24 protein-coding genes, 1 pseudogene and 1 other annotated feature are annotated in these 19,222 nt (G+C 36.3%); of the genes and pseudogenes, 14 read left to right on the forward strand and 11 right to left on the reverse strand.

From position 1 onward, the window contains the following. Positions 1 to 3: 3 nt before the first annotated feature. The 3 genes and pseudogenes from NSS74_RS01055 to ccpA all read left to right on the forward strand — a co-directional run bounded on the left by NSS74_RS01055 (position 4) and on the right by ccpA (position 2,946). A complete protein-coding gene (locus NSS74_RS01055; RefSeq protein ID WP_002015611.1) occupies positions 4 to 1,020 on the forward strand; it encodes a CamS family sex pheromone protein in 1,017 nt (338 codons plus the stop codon). A gap of 172 nt (positions 1,021 to 1,192) precedes the next feature. Next, positions 1,193 to 1,672 (forward strand): annotated as a pseudogene (locus NSS74_RS01060) (bifunctional 3-deoxy-7-phosphoheptulonate synthase/chorismate mutase); the annotation flags it as partial. 275 nt (positions 1,673 to 1,947) lie between these two features. Further along, entirely contained in the window at positions 1,948 to 2,946 is a 999-nt protein-coding gene (gene ccpA, locus NSS74_RS01065; RefSeq protein WP_002034370.1) for a catabolite control protein A, read from the forward strand. 34 nt (positions 2,947 to 2,980) lie between these two features. On the opposite strand, the gene NSS74_RS01070 is transcribed toward ccpA, so the two are convergent. From NSS74_RS01070 to dhp61, 3 genes are all read right to left on the reverse strand, one after another. Further along, a complete protein-coding gene (locus NSS74_RS01070) occupies positions 2,981 to 3,343 on the reverse strand; it encodes a DUF4288 domain-containing protein (RefSeq protein WP_002143420.1) in 363 nt (120 codons plus the stop codon). A gap of 14 nt (positions 3,344 to 3,357) precedes the next feature. Continuing rightward, positions 3,358 to 3,594 (reverse strand): DUF3949 domain-containing protein, encoded by a 237-nt coding sequence (locus NSS74_RS01075; protein WP_002143418.1) that lies wholly within the window; start codon positions 3,592 to 3,594, stop codon positions 3,358 to 3,360. An 80-nt stretch (positions 3,595 to 3,674) separates the two neighbouring features. Further along, entirely contained in the window at positions 3,675 to 3,971 is a 297-nt protein-coding gene (gene dhp61 / locus NSS74_RS01080; RefSeq protein WP_002143417.1) for a protein Dhp61, read from the reverse strand. 152 nt (positions 3,972 to 4,123) lie between these two features. On the opposite strand from dhp61, the gene NSS74_RS01085 reads away from it, so the two are divergent. Continuing rightward, on the forward strand, positions 4,124 to 4,396 hold the full coding sequence (locus NSS74_RS01085; protein WP_000636592.1) for a DUF3917 domain-containing protein: 273 nt from the start codon (positions 4,124 to 4,126) through the stop codon (positions 4,394 to 4,396). Between the two features lie 49 nt (positions 4,397 to 4,445). Here NSS74_RS01085 and mscL read toward each other — a convergent pair whose 3' ends face one another. The 3 genes from mscL to NSS74_RS01100 form a co-directional block, all read right to left on the reverse strand. Continuing rightward, positions 4,446 to 4,838 carry a large conductance mechanosensitive channel protein MscL gene (mscL, locus tag NSS74_RS01090; protein WP_002143414.1) on the reverse strand — a complete coding sequence of 131 codons (393 nt, stop codon included), beginning with the start codon at positions 4,836 to 4,838 and terminating at the stop codon, positions 4,446 to 4,448. A 128-nt stretch (positions 4,839 to 4,966) separates the two neighbouring features. After that, complete coding sequence (locus tag NSS74_RS01095; protein ID WP_002143411.1) at positions 4,967 to 5,893, reverse strand: Gfo/Idh/MocA family protein; 927 nt, start codon at positions 5,891 to 5,893, stop codon at positions 4,967 to 4,969. Positions 5,894 to 5,972: 79 nt separating this feature from the next. Further along, a complete protein-coding gene (locus NSS74_RS01100) occupies positions 5,973 to 6,653 on the reverse strand; it encodes an ankyrin repeat domain-containing protein (protein ID WP_340813120.1) in 681 nt (226 codons plus the stop codon). A gap of 295 nt (positions 6,654 to 6,948) precedes the next feature. Between NSS74_RS01100 and NSS74_RS01105 the strand changes: the two genes are divergently transcribed. From NSS74_RS01105 to NSS74_RS01115, 3 genes are all read left to right on the forward strand, one after another. Continuing rightward, positions 6,949 to 8,403, forward strand: a complete 1,455-nt coding sequence (locus NSS74_RS01105) for a sensor histidine kinase (protein WP_002034337.1) — start codon at positions 6,949 to 6,951, stop codon at positions 8,401 to 8,403. Between the two features lies 1 nt (position 8,404). Then, positions 8,405 to 9,094 (forward strand): response regulator transcription factor, encoded by a 690-nt coding sequence (locus tag NSS74_RS01110; protein WP_002034338.1) that lies wholly within the window; start codon positions 8,405 to 8,407, stop codon positions 9,092 to 9,094. Positions 9,095 to 9,217: 123 nt separating this feature from the next. Then, entirely contained in the window at positions 9,218 to 9,487 is a 270-nt protein-coding gene (locus NSS74_RS01115; RefSeq protein WP_340813121.1) for a hypothetical protein, read from the forward strand. A 66-nt stretch (positions 9,488 to 9,553) separates the two neighbouring features. On the opposite strand, the gene NSS74_RS01120 is transcribed toward NSS74_RS01115, so the two are convergent. The 4 genes from NSS74_RS01120 to acuA form a co-directional block, all read right to left on the reverse strand. Beyond that, positions 9,554 to 10,414, reverse strand: coding sequence for an alpha/beta fold hydrolase (locus NSS74_RS01120; RefSeq protein WP_407707777.1), 861 nt, complete (start codon positions 10,412 to 10,414; stop codon positions 9,554 to 9,556). Between the two features lie 143 nt (positions 10,415 to 10,557). Beyond that, on the reverse strand, positions 10,558 to 11,724 hold the full coding sequence (gene acuC, locus NSS74_RS01125; RefSeq protein ID WP_078206416.1) for an acetoin utilization protein AcuC: 1,167 nt from the start codon (positions 11,722 to 11,724) through the stop codon (positions 10,558 to 10,560). Then, positions 11,721 to 12,365, reverse strand: a complete 645-nt coding sequence (locus tag NSS74_RS01130; protein ID WP_002123078.1) for an acetoin utilization AcuB family protein — start codon at positions 12,363 to 12,365, stop codon at positions 11,721 to 11,723. The genes acuC and NSS74_RS01130 overlap by 4 nt, the downstream gene beginning before the upstream one ends. Positions 12,366 to 12,382: 17 nt before the next feature. Further along, positions 12,383 to 13,015, reverse strand: a complete 633-nt coding sequence (acuA, locus tag NSS74_RS01135; RefSeq protein WP_002112293.1) for an acetoin utilization protein acetyltransferase AcuA — start codon at positions 13,013 to 13,015, stop codon at positions 12,383 to 12,385. Between the two features lie 176 nt (positions 13,016 to 13,191). Here acuA and acsA point away from each other — a divergent pair, with 176 nt between their 5' ends. The 6 genes from acsA to tyrS all read left to right on the forward strand — a co-directional run bounded on the left by acsA (position 13,192) and on the right by tyrS (position 18,466). Further along, the gene (gene acsA / locus NSS74_RS01140) at positions 13,192 to 14,910 is read left to right on the forward strand and encodes an acetate--CoA ligase (protein ID WP_016102955.1); all 1,719 of its coding nucleotides are present in this window, start codon (positions 13,192 to 13,194) and stop codon (positions 14,908 to 14,910) included. Positions 14,911 to 15,000: 90 nt separating this feature from the next. Next, positions 15,001 to 15,558, forward strand: a complete 558-nt coding sequence (locus NSS74_RS01145; RefSeq protein WP_002143401.1) for a maltose acetyltransferase domain-containing protein — start codon at positions 15,001 to 15,003, stop codon at positions 15,556 to 15,558. Between the two features lie 66 nt (positions 15,559 to 15,624). Beyond that, the gene (locus NSS74_RS01150) at positions 15,625 to 16,080 is read left to right on the forward strand and encodes a hypothetical protein (RefSeq protein ID WP_061674736.1); all 456 of its coding nucleotides are present in this window, start codon (positions 15,625 to 15,627) and stop codon (positions 16,078 to 16,080) included. After that, a complete protein-coding gene (locus tag NSS74_RS01155) occupies positions 16,061 to 16,606 on the forward strand; it encodes an RNA polymerase sigma factor (RefSeq protein WP_201064235.1) in 546 nt (181 codons plus the stop codon). The genes NSS74_RS01150 and NSS74_RS01155 overlap by 20 nt, the downstream gene beginning before the upstream one ends. After that, the gene (locus NSS74_RS01160; protein WP_340813124.1) at positions 16,587 to 16,832 is read left to right on the forward strand and encodes a hypothetical protein; all 246 of its coding nucleotides are present in this window, start codon (positions 16,587 to 16,589) and stop codon (positions 16,830 to 16,832) included. The genes NSS74_RS01155 and NSS74_RS01160 overlap by 20 nt, the downstream gene beginning before the upstream one ends. Positions 16,833 to 16,909: 77 nt before the next feature. Beyond that, positions 16,910 to 17,138, forward strand: a binding site (T-box leader). Positions 17,139 to 17,209: 71 nt separating this feature from the next. Next, a complete protein-coding gene (tyrS, locus tag NSS74_RS01165) occupies positions 17,210 to 18,466 on the forward strand; it encodes a tyrosine--tRNA ligase (RefSeq protein WP_340813125.1) in 1,257 nt (418 codons plus the stop codon). A gap of 78 nt (positions 18,467 to 18,544) precedes the next feature. Here the strand turns inward: tyrS and NSS74_RS01170 are convergent, their stop codons facing one another. Further along, positions 18,545 to 18,847 carry a YjdJ family protein gene (locus NSS74_RS01170; protein ID WP_002190894.1) on the reverse strand — a complete coding sequence of 101 codons (303 nt, stop codon included), beginning with the start codon at positions 18,845 to 18,847 and terminating at the stop codon, positions 18,545 to 18,547. A 185-nt stretch (positions 18,848 to 19,032) separates the two neighbouring features. Between NSS74_RS01170 and NSS74_RS01175 the strand changes: the two genes are divergently transcribed. Next, positions 19,033 to 19,161, forward strand: coding sequence for a hypothetical protein (locus NSS74_RS01175; RefSeq protein WP_000050938.1), 129 nt, complete (start codon positions 19,033 to 19,035; stop codon positions 19,159 to 19,161). Positions 19,162 to 19,222: the final 61 nt, after the last annotated feature.

Genomic DNA, 19,222 nt, shown 5'->3' on the forward strand with positions numbered 1-19,222 from the left:
GCAATGAAGAAAATGGCATTATGCATCGCAAGCTTAAGTTTATTACTGGGGGCTTGCAGCAATAATACTATTGAGAAGAAGGATGAAGTTGTACAGAAAGATACGAAAGAAAAAAGTATGATTCCAAGAACTGCTGTTTCTAAGGATTACTATAGAACTGTTATTCCTTTAAAAGAACAAAAGGTAATTAATACAGTTAATGTTAAAACTAATTCTAAACTAGATTTAGCAGAATATGAAAATGGTTTAATGGATATTGCTTCAAAACAATTCGATACAGAAAATTACGTATTACAATTAAATCAATATATTCCAGAGAAAACAATTGATGAATTAGTTACGAAACAAGAAGTACCAGTTTTGACTAATATTATAGAACAGGACTACTTCGGCAAACAAAATTCAAATGAACTAAGCTTATCTGGTGTTGTTATTGGTTTATCTATGTCTTCAAGTGTATCTAATGAGGAAGCTATTTCTAAAGGTACTGAAGTCGCTAAGGGGCTTATAGAAGCTATTAATAAAAATGATAAATATAACAAATCTCCAATTACATTTGCTATATTCAAGCAAGAAAGTACAAGTTCTTTAAAGAATGGTACTTATATTTCAAGCGCTACTGTTCAAAAGAACGAGACTAATCTTGGAAATTGGGATACTATTGATGAAAAGTCGTATTCGTATCCTTCTCAAGAATTTGGGGGGGCACATGGAGAAGATAATGATAAGCTAAAGAAATTTTCTGAAGCAATGAAGGCATTTTCTCCAGGAGATTATATCCCTGTTAATGCTAAGATTTCTTATAAGCAAAATAAGATGGATAAATTAAAGATGGATATTGTCGTTAAATATAACGGTAAGTCAGAATTAATGGCACTCTCTCAAACGGCTGCTCAAAGTATGTTAGAACAATTTCCTAAAGATGCTAAAGTTCAATTACAAATAAAGTCCGAGAATAAAATCGAGGCTGTTATTATAAAAGAGAAGAACAGCGATAAACCGTTTGTTTCTTTCCTGTAATAAAAAAAGACAGTTTTTAAGCTGAGGCTACTGAAAAAGTGAATACTTCGAGAAAAACATTTCGAATTTCCTAAAGATGTTGAAAGAAGAAAGGAGGTCATTACCTGTACATAATAGGGAATGACCTCTTTTTTCTTATGAAATAGACTCTTTCAGTGCCTTCTTTAAAGTGTCAGATTATGTTGATGTTATTCAAATTGGCGCTCGCAATATGCAAAACTTTGAACTGTTAAAGGCAGCTGGTGCTGTAAATAAACCAATATTATTAAAGCGTGGTTTATCAGCAACAATTGAAGAATTTATTAATGCAGCAGAATATAGTATGGCAGAGGGGAATGGTAATATCATTTTATGCGAGCGTGGTATGCGCACATATGAAACAGCAACGCGTAATACGCTTGATATTTCCGCTGTGCCAATTTAAAAGAAAGAAACACATTTACCTGTTGTTGTCGATGTAACGCATTCTACAGGGCGACGTGGCCTTCTATTACCGTTTGCAAAAGCGGCTATGGCAATTGGTGCTTTTGCTATTATGGCTGAAGTACATCCAGACCCAGCAGTTGCATTATCAGATGAAGCGCAGCAAATGGACATTCCAGAATTCAATGAGTTTATGAAAGAATTAAAAGCATTCGGAAGTAAATTATAAAAAGATTTCTTAGTCTATGTAGCCTTGTTACATAGATTTTTTACAAAAATTGACCTTTTTTGCATAAAAAATACGAAAATACGAGAAAAGAAGCGAATTTTTTCGAAACTTTTGCGGGAAAATATTGTATGACCCTGTGTTTTTAGCGTATCATTAGTAAAAGGAAGAACTCGGGACGATTGTTGGCATCTGCAAATAGAGTTGATGTCTTTTTTTCATTCAAGTGAACCGATACATAAAAATAGATAACATAAATAGAAGGAGTGTGCGAAGAGATGAACGTAACAATCTATGATGTAGCGCGTGAAGCAAATGTTTCAATGGCTACCGTATCACGCGTTGTGAATGGTAACCCAAATGTAAAGCCTACAACAAGAAAGAAAGTATTAGAAGCAATTGATCGTTTAGGATACCGCCCGAATGCGGTAGCACGTGGACTAGCAAGTAAGAAGACAACTACAGTGGGTGTTATTATTCCTGATATCTCAAATACGTTTTATGCAGAACTTGCTCGTGGAATTGAAGATATCGCAACAATGTACAAATATAACATCATTTTAAGTAACTCTGACCAGAACAAAGAGAAAGAGTTCCACTTATTAAATACGATGCTTGGGAAACAAGTGGACGGGATTGTTTTCATGGGTGAAGATATTACAGATATTCACGTTGAAGAGTTCAAAAAATCTCCAGTACCAATTGTATTAGCAGCGTCATTTGATGAACAAAATGAAACGTCATCAGTAAATATTGATTATACACAAGCGGCTTACGATGCAATGAAGCATTTTATTGAGCAAGGACATAAACGTATCGGTTTCGTCTCTGGTCCTTTCATTAATAAAGCAGGAAGCGCGAAGAAGTTACAAGGTTATAAAAAAGCTTTAGAAGAAGCAGGTATTTCATATGATGAAAATCTTATAATTGATGGAGATTACACATATGATTCAGGTATAGAAGCGTTTGAAAGACTTTGGGGCATGGATGAAAAACCAACAGCAATCTTCGTATCTTCTGATGAAATGGCACTAGGTGTAATCCACGCAGCACAAGACGCGGGATTAAACGTACCAACGGATATCGAAGTGCTTGGTTTTGATAACACACGTCTTGCATTAATGGTTCGTCCGCAACTTTCGACAGTTGTACAACCAATGTATGATATCGGTGCAGTAGCAATGCGTCTACTAACGAAATATATGAACAAAGAAAAAGTAGAAGATCACTCAGTTATCTTACCTCACCGTATCCAATTTAGAGATTCAACGAAGTAAGAATAAGAGAGCTCACAGCGATAGCTGTGAGCTTTTATTCATATTCAGGATAATGGTGTTTAACTACTGTATCTACACTTTCAGTTTTCTTAACATGTAAAAAGCGTGCATATAATTCTTTTCCTGTCTCAAATGGTGTGTCATCTAATTCGAAAACATGCAACACTTTTCTAAACGTCCATGTTACTTGCTCACCGTACATATTATCGTACGTATCTTCAGACTGTAGAGCTATCTTTTCACCTAGCTCATGAGCTTCCTCTAAACTGTTCGCCTTAACGAGAATGATACTTTCTTCAAAAAGTGTATCGTGATTCTCTTCATAATGTTCATCAATTTTAATAGGATTAGGTCTACCTGAATGAACAGATTCAAATAATAATTTTACAGCGTACATATGGGAGAGTCTCCTTATGCTGAATGTTTTACTTTATAAACAATACTCGCGATAAGTGAAGCGGGTATTGTAAATACGTTACTTTGATAATGATAATGTACTTGGGATTCTTCATAAGACATTTTGTCGTAAAGTTCATTTTGAGACACGTTCATTTTTTTCTGTTTTTCCTTGAGCATCTTAATATAGTTGTACTGTATTGGGACGAGAATGATGAAATAGGCTAATACGACTAGTGAAATCCAAATCATTATGAACACATCCTTATAAAGAATATTTCTATATAACAATTATATCAATAAAAAGAAAAAATAACCATTTTTTATTGGAGCTAATTTTCTTCTAAAAATGCGAACAGTTCCTCTTGGTTTCTTAAATTGCGATCAATACATGTTTGAGCAATACATTTTAATCCTTGTAATAATGTGTCTATGTACAAAGTATCGTACTGAATTATATTTCCCTCTACCATTGTTTCATCTTTTTCCAAGTTAATTGATATTTTTAGTACAGCTGTATTGCTTTGCAAATTTACAACGTCGATGCAAAAAAACTGTTTTTCTAAGTCAATCGTAACATAATCGAATCTTTCGGATAGTTCCAAATTGCATGTGGTAGTGTATTCCAAATGAAAGCCTCCTTATTGTGTAAGTGTATGTTGTAATGCTTTCGCTACAGTGGGGGAGATTCCTTGTTATATGTCACACAAGTGCAAATTTAACTATTATAGGGCAATGTCATGTATAATAGAAAGAAAAGGCTTGTGAGGGGGGAGAAGAGATGATCGTTCTTTGGATAATTACGCTTTGCATGACTGCTATTTTTGCATATATGACGTTAAAACAAAATGGCTTAAAGCGATTTGTTCCAGGAAGTATTCTTGCAGGAATCGCCCTTATCACGTATGTAATTTCTATTTTTATTGAAAGTGTATCAGTGGACATGAGCACAAGTTTAATGTTCATGGGTATTACACTATTTGCAGGTAGTATTATGGTACTTATGGTTGCTGGTATTATTTTATTTATTCATATGAATTCGGAAACGTTATAGCATATAAAAAAGGCATGTCCCGAGAGGGGCATGCCTTTTATCCGTTCAATTATGCTCTATCTTTAGAAGAGTTTTGTTGTTTTAGTAAGTCGCGAATTTCGCTAAGAAGAACTTCTTCTTTTGTTGCTTTTTCTTCTTTCTTTTCAGCTTCTCTTTTTAAAGTCATTTTGTTAAAGACTTTAACGAAAATGAAGATTGCAAATGCAACAATTAGGAAGTCAAATATCGTTTGGATAAAGTTACCATATTTAATAGAGGCCTCGCCTACTGTGAATTTTAATCCTGTGAAGTTAATTCCTCCCATTAATAAACCTATTAATGGTGTAATGATATCTTTTACTAAAGAACTAACGATTTTACCGAATGCAGCACCGATTACAACCCCGACAGCTAGATCAATGACGTTTCCCTTTAAAGCGAACTTTTTAAATTCATTCCACATGTGTTAATCCCATCCTTTCCACGATTCAATATGAAATTTATAATTCCCATCAACATATTCTATAGAAATTTGCGAGAGAAATAAAGAGGAAATGGGAATGAAAGTAAATTCTGAAAAATGTATCCGTTTTAATTTTTAGTTGCATTCTCCAGTAGAGATTGCAACAGTTGCTGCGTTTTTAATCCTTCTAATCCATCTACAACAGGTTTTGTATCTCCGTGAACACATTCGATAAAATGATGAACAGCATCTTCAAAACCGCGCTGTTTTAACGTCGTATCCCATGATGGTGAACCGCTTTGCGAAACGGAGTTTTCTTGTTCAATTTCAAATGTGTTCATATTTTTTACGCGAATGATTTTCCCTGTTGTTACAAGTTCAATTTGTTCTAAGTTTGTACCGGCATGGCGATGCATCGCTGTTGAAAGTAACAGTCCATTTGCAGTTGTATATGTATGATGTCCGTAAAGAAGTTCATTCTTTTCATTAATTTGCATCATATTATGAACGACGTTAAGATCATCATTAGCTAACCAGCGAGCAGTATCTACAATATGTAAGTAATCATCTAACATAGTAAAGTCGTACGTATATGGCCCGACTTTATTTGTGCGGTGTTTTTCAATTCGAACCCATGAAATATCATGAGCTTGCTCTTTTGCAGCAACATACATAGGAACGAATCGGCGATTAAATCCGACCATTAACTTTCGGTTATGCTTTTCGCTCAACTCGACTAGTCGCTCAGCTTGTTCCACTGTAGCTGCTAGCGGTTTATCAACATAAACGTCGATTCCTTTTTTCAGAAGTTCAGAAACGATTTCATAATGTGTAGCAGTTGAACTGTGAACGAAGATTGCATCACATTCCGAAGCTAACGTTTCAATAGAATGGAAGTCTTGAATGCGGTATTGTTGGCAAACTTGTTTCCTTTTCTCTGCGTTAGGTGTAAACGCCCCTACAAAATTCCAATCTGTTTCTTTTGTAAGTGTTGGAAGATAGGCCTTTTGCGCAATACTTCCAAGTCCAATCATCCCAATTTTAGGTTTGTTCATGTTTATTCCCACCCTATTAATATTAATGTAACGGGTTAAATGTAGCATAGGGTGGGGGAGGAAGGCAAAAATTAGCTTTTTACTTACGCCCTTCTAACAAAATCTTCTCTATCTCTTCAAAGTTATGAGCGCGAGCATGCTCTAACGGGGTAACACCATCGTTGTCTGGAATATTTACATCTGCACCGTGCTCAATAAGAAGCTGAATGACTTGTTGCTGTGTTTCGTTTCCGTTACTTAGTACGATGGCTTCCATTAAAGCGGTCCACCCGAGATTATTTACATGGTTAACATCAATAGTTGTTCGCGTAAGGAGTTCTTTAATAACATCAATATAGCCATGTTCTGAGGCGGGGATAAGAGCTGTTCCGCCGTAACGATTCGTAAGCGATGGATCTGCACCGGCATCAATCGTTAGTTTTAAAATATCAAAGTAACTTTCTGCACCGGCGTATAGAAAGGGATTGTTTTTCATATCGTCTTGGATATTTACGTCAGCCCCTGCTTCAATAAGCGCTTTTGCAGTTTTTACATCATTTTTGTATGTAGAAATCATAAGAGGGGTACGTCCTTTACTGTCCGTTATATTTATGTCAGCCCCTTTTTTGAGTAATGATATAACAGTATTCGTTTCTTGTTTCTCAGTAGCTGCTAGTAGCGCTGTCTCCATGTTTGTCATCTCCTTTTGAACCTCTTGTTCTTGCGAGCATCCTTGCAAAAAAATTACGCAACAGATCATGCTTAATGTTTTTTTGAACATGGAATTTCAACCTCCTCATTGCAACTGTAAAATAAGAACATTAAATTTTTATAAACTGACGCTAAAATTACTATAAAATCGCTTGAGTATTTGAACATATATTTTTATGCTTATGAGTAATAAGGTTTGATAAAGTGAAACTTTAATCAGTGGGGGGTACCCCCCACTGATTATTAGTTGAACCAATCGGGCTTTTATGGGCAGTTGATCCCTACCTAACTTCGTTGCTTTCTCTGAATTTTGAGGTGGGGGGTCTTACTGCCCGTTAATGCGGGATAAAGTGAGGATGTAACATATGTCTATTAAAACAAGGTTTTTATTCTCTTATATCGCTGTTATTCTCGTTTCCATTACGCTCATATTAGTCGCGGGATTTTTAATTGTTTTTTCCATAACAGGAGACTTGGAATCAGTGAAAAATTTCTATAAAAGTTCCTATATTCAAAAGCCGCTTACACCAGAAGAAGAGAATACGTATATTGAATTGAAATTAGCGGCAAAGAAAAATCAATCACAACTATTAGATGAATCGTTCGTTTCATCACTTGAAAAAGAAGGTGTGAAAATAGTTGTAAGAAAGGGAGAAACGATTTCTTATGCTACAAAAATATTTGAAGGTGTATCTTTAAAAGAAGCCATTCCGAAATTTGAATCAGCAAATATTAATAGTCGTGGTACAACGGAACTAGGCGATACATTTTATCGATATGTAAAATTTGATTTTTATTTTCCCGGAGATGAAGAAGGGAGTATATTTGTACTAAAAAGGCAAAGTTCATTTGTCGATCTCACACAAAAATTATTTCCAATTTTGTTCGGAGGGCTTTTACTGTTAGCCATTTTACTCATAGGGTTATTAAGTTATTTCGTCTCAAGAAGTGTGATAAAACCAATTTTTGTATTGAAAGATGCGACTGGGAGAATTAAAGAAGGGGATTTAGATTTTCAAATTCCAGTTACATCCCATGATGAGATTGGGCAATTAAATCAAGGATTTGAGGAAATGAGGAAGAAGTTAAAAGGGTCGATTGAGATGCAAACACAATATGAAGAAAATCGAAAAGAGCTCATTTCAAACATCTCTCATGATTTAAAAACACCGATTACATCTATTATTGGATATGTAGAAGGCATAAAAGATGGAGTCGCAAATACGCCAGAAAAAATGGATAAGTATTTAACGACCATTCATACGAAGGCAAAGCATATGGATACACTCATTGATGAGCTCTTTTTGTTTTCGAAGCTTGATTTGAACCGAGTTCCATTTCAGTTTGAAACGATAGAGTTAAACGTGTTTATGCAAGAATTATTAGAAGAGATGCAGATGGATTTAAGTGAGGGAGGTATAGAAGTTTATTTACAATTACATTCATCACCACTATATGTAACGGCCGATTGTGAAAAGATAAATAGAGTGATATCAAATTTAATTCATAATAGTGTGAAATACATGGATAAAGAAGCGAAGAAAATTACTGTAACAGTATTAAGTGATAACAATAAAGTTATTGTAAAAGTGATGGACAATGGATCAGGTATAGAAGCTGATACGCTGCCGTATATATTTGAGCGGTTTTATCGTGCAGAGCAATCGCGAAATTCTAGCACAGGTGGAAGTGGACTTGGCTTAGCGATAGCGAAGCAAATTGTTGAAGAACATGGCGGGGAAATTTGGGCGGAAAGTAAGCTTGGGGAAGGTACAAGTATTTTCTTCTCATTGAAAAAAGTACAGGAATGTGGTGAGTAGAATGAAGAGAATTTTACTAGTAGAAGATGAAATAAGTATTGCAGAATTACAGCGAGATTATTTAGAAATTAGTGATTTTCAAGTCGATGTAGAGCATTCAGGTGAAATAGGTCTACAAATGGCTCTTCAGGAAGACTATGACTTAATTATTTTAGATATTATGCTTCCGAAAATGAATGGTTTTGAAATTTGTAAACAAATACGTGCTATAAAAGACATTCCGATTTTACTTGTTTCAGCAAAGAAGGAGGATATAGATAAAATTCGCGGACTCGGTTTAGGGGCGGATGATTATATAACGAAACCATTTAGCCCGAGTGAATTAGTAGCAAGAGTAAAGGCGCATATTTCTCGTTATGAAAGATTATCAGGAAATGTGAGTAAGCAACGCGATACGTTATACATTCATGGAATTTCTATTGACCAGCGAGCGAGAAAAGTTTTTATAAACAATGAAGAAATCGCGTTCACAACGAAGGAATTTGATTTATTAACATTCTTTGTAACGCATCCAAACCAAGTATTAAATAAAGAACAGTTATTTGAACGTATTTGGGGACTAGAATCAGCTGGCGATTTAGCCACTGTCGTTGTTCACATTAGAAAGCTACGTGAAAAAATTGAAAGAGATCCTGCTCACCCGCAATATATTGAAACAGTGTGGGGAGCTGGTTATCGCTTTAACGTGTAATGTACCTGCCAAGTAATTGGTAGGTTTTTTATGTTATTCGAACAAAAAGGGAATAATAGGTAATTTATGTTAAAATATAAAGAGAGATAAAACATAGGAGAGCATGAGAGGGCGTGATACATTTTGGGAGATACATTAAAAGATAATAAATCAAACAAGGCTTTAAAGATTGGAACCAATATCATACTTATCTTATTAATTATCGGTGCAATACAAATGTTTTATGATGAAGATTCTACGAATGATCATTTCGGTGGGTTATTTATGATGGTCTTTTTTGGAATTAAAATAATTTCTAATTTTATGATGAGTATAAAAGCAGGAGATAAAAAGTCGATATTCATTGATGTAGGCTTAATGCTTTTTTTGTTCTTCTTGTTGTTTCTAGTGTGAAATATTTCTTTTGAAAAAAGTTCATATTCTTATAGAGGCTGTGAGCTTTCCTTAGTAATAACGGTACTAGTGTAACGATTTATAAAATGTTTGAGTAGTAGAAGTAAACTGAGCAGCTTCTTCTAAAAAAGGATAATGGTTACTCTCCTCAAATATCACAAAGATAGAATTACGTATACCCTCATGCATCTCGATAGAATATTGGATCGGGCACTGTACATCATGTCTTCCGCATATAATAAGGGTCTTTGTTTGGATGGAAGGTAAATTCTCTCTTAAATCAAATGACGGATATTCATTGGCGAAAGTGTTCATCCGGCTAGCGGACATTGTTTTTTGGATTGGTTTACAAAAATAAGAGTTGTAGTTTTCTGGTTTATACAATGATAATTTTGTTCTCTTAGTAGATAATTCTTTTCGTTCTGCATTTGTAAGATGAGGGCTTTTCAAGTTTTCGATGAGTTGTTGCATATAATGAAACTGAGGATGTGCTGGGTGATAAATGCAAAATAGTGTTTCGGTATAGTTACTTGCTGCGGCTCCGGCCATGACTAATGATTGTAAGGAATTTGGATATGTAATGGTATATAAAAGTCCAAGCATACCGCCTGTTGAGTGGCCAGCGAAATGCCATGTTGGGAGTTGTAAAGCTTCTCGTATTGCTTCTAAGTCGTGAACGGTTTCAATCATACTTAATTCTTTTTCTGAATGGGCTTTTGCTGAGTTACCAGCGTTTCGTAAATTAATGAGCAATACACGATGCGTAGCAGTGAAAACATCCGCAAAGTAATCGCCAGTGTCATTAAATTGTGAATAGTGATGTGTAATACAAAGCGGTTCGCCATTTCCTTTTGTAAAGAGTTCGAATGTGCCGCGTTTCGTGTTGATTATTTGTTGTTTCCACATAGTGTCACTACCTTTTCTCATTAGAGTTGGGGTTAGTTCATTAATAAATAAAAAATATATCATCGATTCGACACGGAATATCGATTTAACGACAAAACACAACAATAGTAGCAAACAAACTATAAAAGAAAGGAGGCTGTTCAAAAAGCGAGCCTCCTCTCTGTTTAATATAAAGATTTTGTCATATTATTCCGAATAATTTCAAGAGATTTCGCTACAGTTAATGCATTTTTTTCTTCGATTTCTGGTTTTCTAGGGATAGGTTGATACATGTTGTCTGGATCTTCCCATGTAAGGGGAAGGTCGGTTTCTGCTTGTCCTTTCCAAGCGTCAATCCATTCTGGAGGGAGATAACCTGAGATGTTTTGGATGTTGTTCATTTCGAGCCAAATGAGTGCCCAAGCTCTTGGTACGACGCGCCAGTGATCATAGCCACCACCGCCGACAGCAATCCAGCGACCGTCGCAATATTCATTAGCGATTTCACGAGCGAGCTTCGGTATTTCACGGTAAATATTCATCGTTGCGCAAAGGTGTGTAAGTGGATCGTAATAATGTGCATCAGCACCATTTTGCGTTAAAATAATATCCGGTTTAAAGTATGCTGCCACTTCTTTTACAACTGTTCGATATGAATCTAAAAACGATTCGTCTTCTGTAAAAGCGTCGAGTGGAACGTTAAAAGAATAATTATATCCATTTCCTTGTCCACGTTCATTTACTGCGCCAGTTCCAGGAAATAAATAACGCCCAGTTTCGTGTAATGAAATGGTGCATACGTTAGGATCGTCGTAAAAAGACCATTGTACCCCGTCACCGTGATGAGCATCTGTATCAATATATAAAACGCGTAAACCGTATTTCTTCTGAATATATTTCATTGCGATAGAGCTATCGTTATAAATACAAAAGCCAGATGCTTTACCACGAAAGCCATGATGTAAGCCGCCACCTAAATTGAGGGCGTGCTTTACTTTCCCAGAAATAACAGCATCGACAGCTGTTAATGTTCCGCCAACGAGTAATGCACTTGCTTCATGCATATTTGGAAACATTGGTGTATCTTCTGTTCCAAGTCCATATGTCATCGCAATTGATTTTTCTAACTTTCCTTCTCCAGCAAGTTTTACCGCATTTATGTACTCCTCTGTATGAATGAATGCAATTTCCTCATCTGTAGCCATCCGTGGCGCGATGACTTGAGAAGGGGAGATAAAACCACTCTTTTGTAATAAGTCATACGTAAGTGTGACGCGTAGTTGGTTAAAAGGATGATCAGGGCTAAAAGAATAGCCCCGAAAGTCATCCGAATAAATGAAGGCGCTGCTCATGCTTGCATCCCCATTATGTTTGGCCATAATACGCGGTAGCCCTCTGCTTCGAGTGCATCGATCACTTTTAGAGGATTCATCGTTTGAATGCGGAAAACGAGTACTTTATCATTCTCATCTTTTGCTGGATAGACGAGAACGCTCACAATATTTATTTGTAAATCACTAAAAATAGCAACGACTTTTCCAAGAATACCAGGTTCATTTTTCACTTGAATTTCAATTTGTGAACTCGGTTGATGAGCTCCTGTTAATTTTACTAACGTGTGCAGCACTGTAGATTCAGAAATGATACCTACGAGTTTTCCAGCTTTCGTAACAGGAAGACAGCCTATTTTATTTTCAAAAAATAAAGTCGCAATTTCCTCAACGAAATCGAGAGGGTGACAAGTCATAACAGGGTGTTTCATTATGAGTTCAAGCGGTTGCTTCAGCATATCGAGTGAAACTTGTTCATCTAAAATAGACGGACTTGCATCTCTTACATCCCGATCAGAAATAATGCCTACGACATGATTATTTTGATCGACAATTGGAATGTGCCGAATACCTTTCGTACGTATTGTTCGGATTGCTGTTTCGATTGTATCGTTTGGATGTAGTGTTACTACATTTTGATTCATAATTTCTTCTACAATCATTCCAGTTGCCCCCTTTATTAATACATAAAACGATTGTGAAAACGTAGACGATCGAATGCTTGAATGGAATCCGTATCAACACGTTTACCGATGCGGACCATTAAACAGTTGGCAGGATGTGAACAAATTTCAGGATCATCTGTAGCCATCCATTGTAAACCACCAGCATTCATCATTTTTTCCATTACTTTTCGGTATTCCCAAACATTTAAGCCTGTTTGTTTTAAATCCCAGTGCCAATAATATTCAGTCGTTAATATAATGTAATCTTCCATATGATCGTCCATCATTGAAACTTCTAATAAATTTTTTCCGACAGAGCAACCACGAAAGGCTGGGACAACTTCAATCGCCCCGAGTTCAATTAAGTTTTCAATCTTTCCTTCTGACCATCGCTCGAGCGGATCAGGATATAAGTATGTAACATATCCAACGATCGTTTGGTCATGTCTAGCAATAATGAGACGAGCTTCTGGTAACTTAGAAATTTCGACAATTGCTTTATATTGCTGCTCGGCAGGACGAAACGCAATTAGGTCTGGATGAAATTCATACATTTCAAGATTATGTGTAGAGACAGGACCTTCAATAATTAAAGTGCCTTTCGCTGTTTTTAAGTTTCTGGCATTATATATTTTTTTATGAATCAATTTATTGCTCACCACCTTGAGGGTTTGTGAATCTATTAATATCGTACTTTATAATATATGCGATGTGAATCGAATTTTGTCATTAAAAATTTGTCTAAAAATCAACAAAAATACTGAAAATTTTAAATAATGTCATTATAATAGATAATAGAATACATAGGAGGGGGATGTAAAGTATGAAAGTGGAAACGCTTCCTGTCATTAAAGGAGAAAATAATTTGCCGAATTATGAAGAGGCATACGCGAATTTTAACTGGGAAGAGGTTAATAAAAATTTTACTTGGAATGAAACAGGACGAGTAAATATGGCGTATGAGGCAATTGATAAGCATGCGAAATCAGATCGAAAGAATAAAGTAGCACTTTATTATCAAGATGGATCGCGAAAAGAGAAATATACGTTTAAGGAAATGAAGGATTTTTCTAATAAAGCAGGAAATGTCCTGAAAAACTATGGCGATGTTGAGAAAGGCGATCGCGTTTTTATTTTTATGCCGCGTTCCCCAGAATTATATTTCGCACTTTTAGGTGCAGTGAAATTAGGGGCAATTGTTGGACCATTATTTGAAGCATTTATGGAAGGCGCAGTTCGCGATCGTTTAGAAGATAGCGAAGCGAAGGTGTTAATTACAACTCCTGAATTGTTAGAGCGCATACCATTAAATGATTTACCTGCTTTAAAAACAGTCTTCCTTGTTGGAGACAATGCAGAAGAAGGCGGTAAAACTGTAGCGTTCAATCCTTTATTTGAACAAGCTTCAAAAGAATTACATATCGAGTGGTTAGGCCGTGAAGACGGTTTAATTCTACATTACACATCTGGTTCTACTGGTAAGCCAAAAGGCGTCCTTCATGCTCAAAACGCAATGGTTCAGCACTATCAAACAGCGAAATGGGTATTAGATTTAAAAGAAGATGATGTATATTGGTGTACAGCTGACCCAGGCTGGGTAACTGGAACAGCTTACGGTATTTTTGCACCGTGGTTAGTGGGAGCATCAAATGTTATTTTAGGCGGGAGATTTAGTCCAGAGGCATGGTATGAAGCACTGCAAGATTACGGTGTAACAGTTTGGTATAGTGCACCGACAGCGTTCCGTATGTTAATGGGAGCTGGACAAGACGCAATTAAAAAATATGATTTATCACAAGTGCGTCACGTATTAAGTGTTGGTGAGCCATTAAATCCAGAAGTAATTCGCTGGGGTATGAGCGCATTTGGACTTCGTATTCATGATACGTGGTGGATGACAGAAACAGGTGGACAAGTTATTTGTAACTATCCTTGTATGGAAATCCGTCCAGGTTCAATGGGGAAACCAATTCCGGGTGTGAAAGCAGCGATTGTTGATAATGAAGGAAATGAAGTGCCTCCATACACAATGGGGAACTTAGCAATTGGTAAAGGTTGGCCATCTATGATGCGTGGAATCTGGAATAACCCACAAAAATATGATTCTTACTTTATGCCGGGAGATTGGTACGTATCAGGTGACTCTGCTTATATGGATGAAGATGGATACTTCTGGTTCCAAGGACGTATTGACGATGTAATTATGACGTCAGGTGAGCGTGTTGGTCCGTTTGAAGTAGAAAGTAAATTAATCGAGCATGCTGCTGTAGCAGAAGCTGGTGTAATTGGTATTCCTGATCCAGTACGCGGGGAAATCATTAAAGCATTTATCGCGCTTCGCGTGGGATACGAACCATCTGAAGAATTAAAAGAAGAGATTCGTCAATTTGTAAAAAAAGGCTTAGCAGCTCATGCAGCGCCAAGACAAATTGAATTTAGAGATAAATTACCGAAAACGAGAAGTGGTAAAATTATGCGCCGTGTATTAAAAGCTTGGGAGCTAAACTTACCAACAGGTGACTTATCAACGATGGAAGATTAAGAAGGAAGGGTCTGAACAAGTAATATGTTCAGACCTTTCTTTTTTTATGGTATCATAAACTTATACATACGAGTTAAAGGGGAGAAGGAAATGAAAACAGAAAAAGAAAAGATGATACTTGGGGAAATGTACATACCAGCTGATCCTGTTTTGATTCAAGAGAGGGAGCAGGCTCGTATATTAACGAGAAAATTAAATGAAACACCAGAAGTACAATTAAAAGAGCGTAGCGAAATCGTAAAAGAACTATTCGGAACGACTGGAGATAACATTCATCTTGAATCTTCTTTTAGATGTGATTACGGCTATAACATTCACGTTGGTGAAAATTTTTACGCGAACTTTGATTGTACGATTTTAGACGTATGCCCGGTGACAATCGGAGTGAACTGCATGTTAGCTCCAGGTGTTCACATTTATACAGCAACACACCCGCTTGATCCAGTAGAGCGCATAAGCGGATCAGAATACGGAAAACCAGTTACAATTGGCGATAACGTATGGATTGGCGGAAGAGCGATTATTAATCCAGGTGTAACAATTGGAGACAATGCGGTTATCGCATCTGGCGCCGTTGTAACGAAAGATGTGCCGGATAATGTAGTAGTGGGCGGGAATCCTGCGAGAATCATAAAAAAAATAAAATAATATTTGAACGAAGCGCCTTCCTCGTCTGTATACATTTATGAAAGAATAGATGAGGGAGGCTTTTTTATGTCTAATAAATTACTTCTTGCTTTTGCCGTAATTGGAATTATCGTCGTATTTTCTTGTGGTTTGCTATTACCGATGCCAATCGGATTTAAAGTATCAATGATTACAGCCGGTGTCATGATGATTGTTATGTTTTCAATCATTATTCCGTTTGATAGAAAACATATAGTACGGAAAAAAGGATATAAAATTGATTTTACAAAAACAAAAGTGTATTTTCGCTGGAATGTATTTGATACGATTTCGGCTTGTTTGGCAGTGTATGCGTGCATATGTGTGCAAGCATTAAATATTTTAGTTTCAACCGGACAGACAATTCAAAACCCGTATGTTCAATTTTTTACGAATCAATCGCAAGTATGGATTATTGTCGCAAGTTGCTATTTAATTTCCCGCATTTCGTTAACGTTAAAAGGAATAAAGGAGATCAAAAATCATGGCGCAGATTGGGATTGAGGAGGAGCTCATGCTTGCGTATCAAAGTGGAGATAAACAGGCGGGAGAAAAACTATATGTTTTGATCAAACCAACGCTATACACATTTTTGTATCGATTTAACCGAGATGAACAATTAAGTATCGATCTCGTGCAAGATACGTTTTTGACGTTAGAACGTAAGAAACATATGTATGAACCTGAAAAAGGCAAAATAAAAACGTATTTATTTCAAATTGGTTATCGTCTTATGATTAATAAATTAAATAGAAGAAAAAAGTGGCGTACGCTTTTGCCGTTTTTAGTGCCGATTCAGGAAAAAGAATTTTCTATCGAAGACCGGCTCACGGTAAGAGCGGCAATTTTGAAAGTTCCTGAAGAACAGCGGGCTGTCCTTATTCTTTCTTATTATCATGATATGCAGCAAAAAGAAATTGCAGAGATATTAAACATTCCGATTGGAACAGTGAAGTCGAGACTCCATAACGGGATAAAGAAACTGAAACAATTGCTGGAGGTGGATGAAATTGAGCGAAAATCCCTTTAAGAGTGAATATAAATTAAAACAGCATTTAGATAGTGACCATGTAGAAATGCCGGATTTTCCAAAAACGGTAAGTCGCTTCGATCGATTAATCGGATTTCTTGGTTCTCCAGCGAAAGATCCTGTGGAGGCAACGATTGGAAATGATTTATCGGTTGTGTTTCATGTATCGTTATTAGTTGGAGTTCCAATTCTTTCTCTTATTACGATACTCTTTGCGACGTTGTAAAGGATTGGCAAGGAGAGAAACCCTACCTCTATTTGACACGCCTATATAAATGATGGTATAAAGAAAAGTATATGAATAATTGAGCGTGGAAAGGGAGAAGTAGTGATCATTTCCCTGTTTTAGAGAGCTGATGGTCGGTGGAAATCAGCACATAGATGATCGCGAATTACGCCCCTAGAGCATCTTTTTTCGATTGAATTGTATTCAAAAGGGAAAAGACGGTGCTAAGCCGTTATGTAAATAAGGTGGTAGGCTTTTTTTGTCTGCAACTAGGGTGGTAACGCGATGATCAAAATCGTCCCTTATTTAAAGGGGGCGATTTTTTTATGTTTTCAACCTTCACGCCAGTAATGAACTTAAAGGAGAGTATGTAGGATATGGGTATTTTACAAGATCTTGAATTTCGCGGTCTAATTAACCAGCAAACAGATGCTGAGGGCCTTGAGCAATTATTAGAAAAAGAAAGCGTTAAATTATACTGTGGTTTCGATCCGACAGCGGATAGCTTACACATCGGTCATATGTTACCAGTATTAATGTTACGTCGTTTCCAATTAGCTGGTCACCAACCAATCGCACTTGTTGGCGGTGGTACTGGTATGATCGGTGACCCAAGTGGTAAAAAAGCAGAGCGTACATTAAATACGAAAGATACAGTTGCTTACTACACGGAAAGCATTAAAAACCAACTTTCAAACTTCTTAGAGTTTGAAAACGTGGACAACCCAGCAACGATGGCTAACAACTATGACTGGCTTGGTAACTTAGATGTAATTACATTTTTACGCGATATCGGTAAAAACTTCGGTTTAAACTATATGTTAGCAAAAGATACAGTAGCATCTCGTTTAGATACTGGTATTTCATTTACTGAGTTTAGTTATATGATTTTACAATCATACGACTTCTTAAACTTATACCAACAACATAATTGCCGTCTACAAATCGGTGGTAGTGACCAATGGGGTAACATTACAGCTGGTCTTGAATTAATCCGTAAATCAGAAGAAGATGCGAAAGCGTTCGGTTTAACAATTCCACTAGTTACAAAATCTGACGGTACGAAGTTTGGTAAAACAGAGGGCGGCGCAATTTGGTTAGACCCAGAGAAAACAACTCCTTACGAGTTCTACCAATTCTGGATTAACACAGATGACCGCGACGTTGTTAAATACTTAAAATACTTCACATTCTTATCTCATGAAGAAATTCTTGAGCTTGAAAAGCAAGTAACTGAAGCACCAGAAAAACGTGCAGCACAAAAATCATTAGGATCTGAAATGACAAAACTTGTTCACGGCGAAGAAGCGTTAGAGCAAGCAATTAAAATTTCAGCTGCATTATTCAGTGGCTCTGTAGCAGAACTTACTGCAAGCGAAATCGAGCAAGGATTCAAAGACGTACCATCTGTAGAACGCACTGCAGAAGATACAGTATTAATCGACTTACTTGTAGAAAGCAAAATTTCACCATCTAAACGTCAAGCACGTGAAGATGTAACTAACGGTGCAATCTACGTAAACGGTGAGCGTACACAAGCGTTAGACTACGTTGTAACAGAAAACGACCGCATCGAAGGTAAATTCACAATCATTCGCCGCGGTAAGAAGAAATATTTCTTAATTCGTTACTAATCAGAAAAGAATTTAAAACAAATAGTACCCCGAATGGTAGGCTGAAAAGTCTATCGTTCGGGGTTTTTATGTATGCATTTAAATTGCCTCATGATTTCTTTTAAATAGAATATGAAGAATTAATACGAGCATGTAAAGTAAGCTAATTAGCATAACGACAAATGCCCCGGGATAAAATTTTGCCGCATATATAAAGAAATCGATTTGATAAATATCGTCATAATGTGAAACGTACCCTTTAAAATAATTCGTAAACTTAGCGCTATATTTCCATTCATCAGGATAATCTATTAAATTACTCCCTTGATACCAACTCATAAGTGCTGAAGTAATAAACAGCATAAATGCACTGCCTAACTGAACCATTTGGTTTATTGTCAAAAAAAACACCCCCATTTTATGGTCATTATAACGTGATAATTTGCCTTAATAAACTATTCTGTAGATAAAATATAGTTAGCAATCCTGTAACTTTTTTGTTGTAATCTCCTTTTCGAGTTCATACAGAAATCACATGTAAGCGGTATGATAAACGTATAACAAATAGAAAGGAGTGGTAAAACAAAATGTCACTAGAAGCGCTCATTATTTTTTCTTTGCTAAACGCTGGTCAGCTTGCAGAGCATTCGAAGGTTGATGTACATAAAGAGCAGAAAGATGCTTATGTATATGTTCAAAAAGAGGAAAATAAATAATTTTATTTTATATATAAACCAAACAAGAAGGTGTCCCAAAATGTCATTAATAATGACATTT

The sequence above is a fragment of the Bacillus sp. FSL E2-8868 genome, assembly GCF_038005505.1.
Taxonomy (GTDB): Bacteria; Bacillota; Bacilli; order Bacillales; family Bacillaceae_G; genus Bacillus_A; species Bacillus_A mycoides.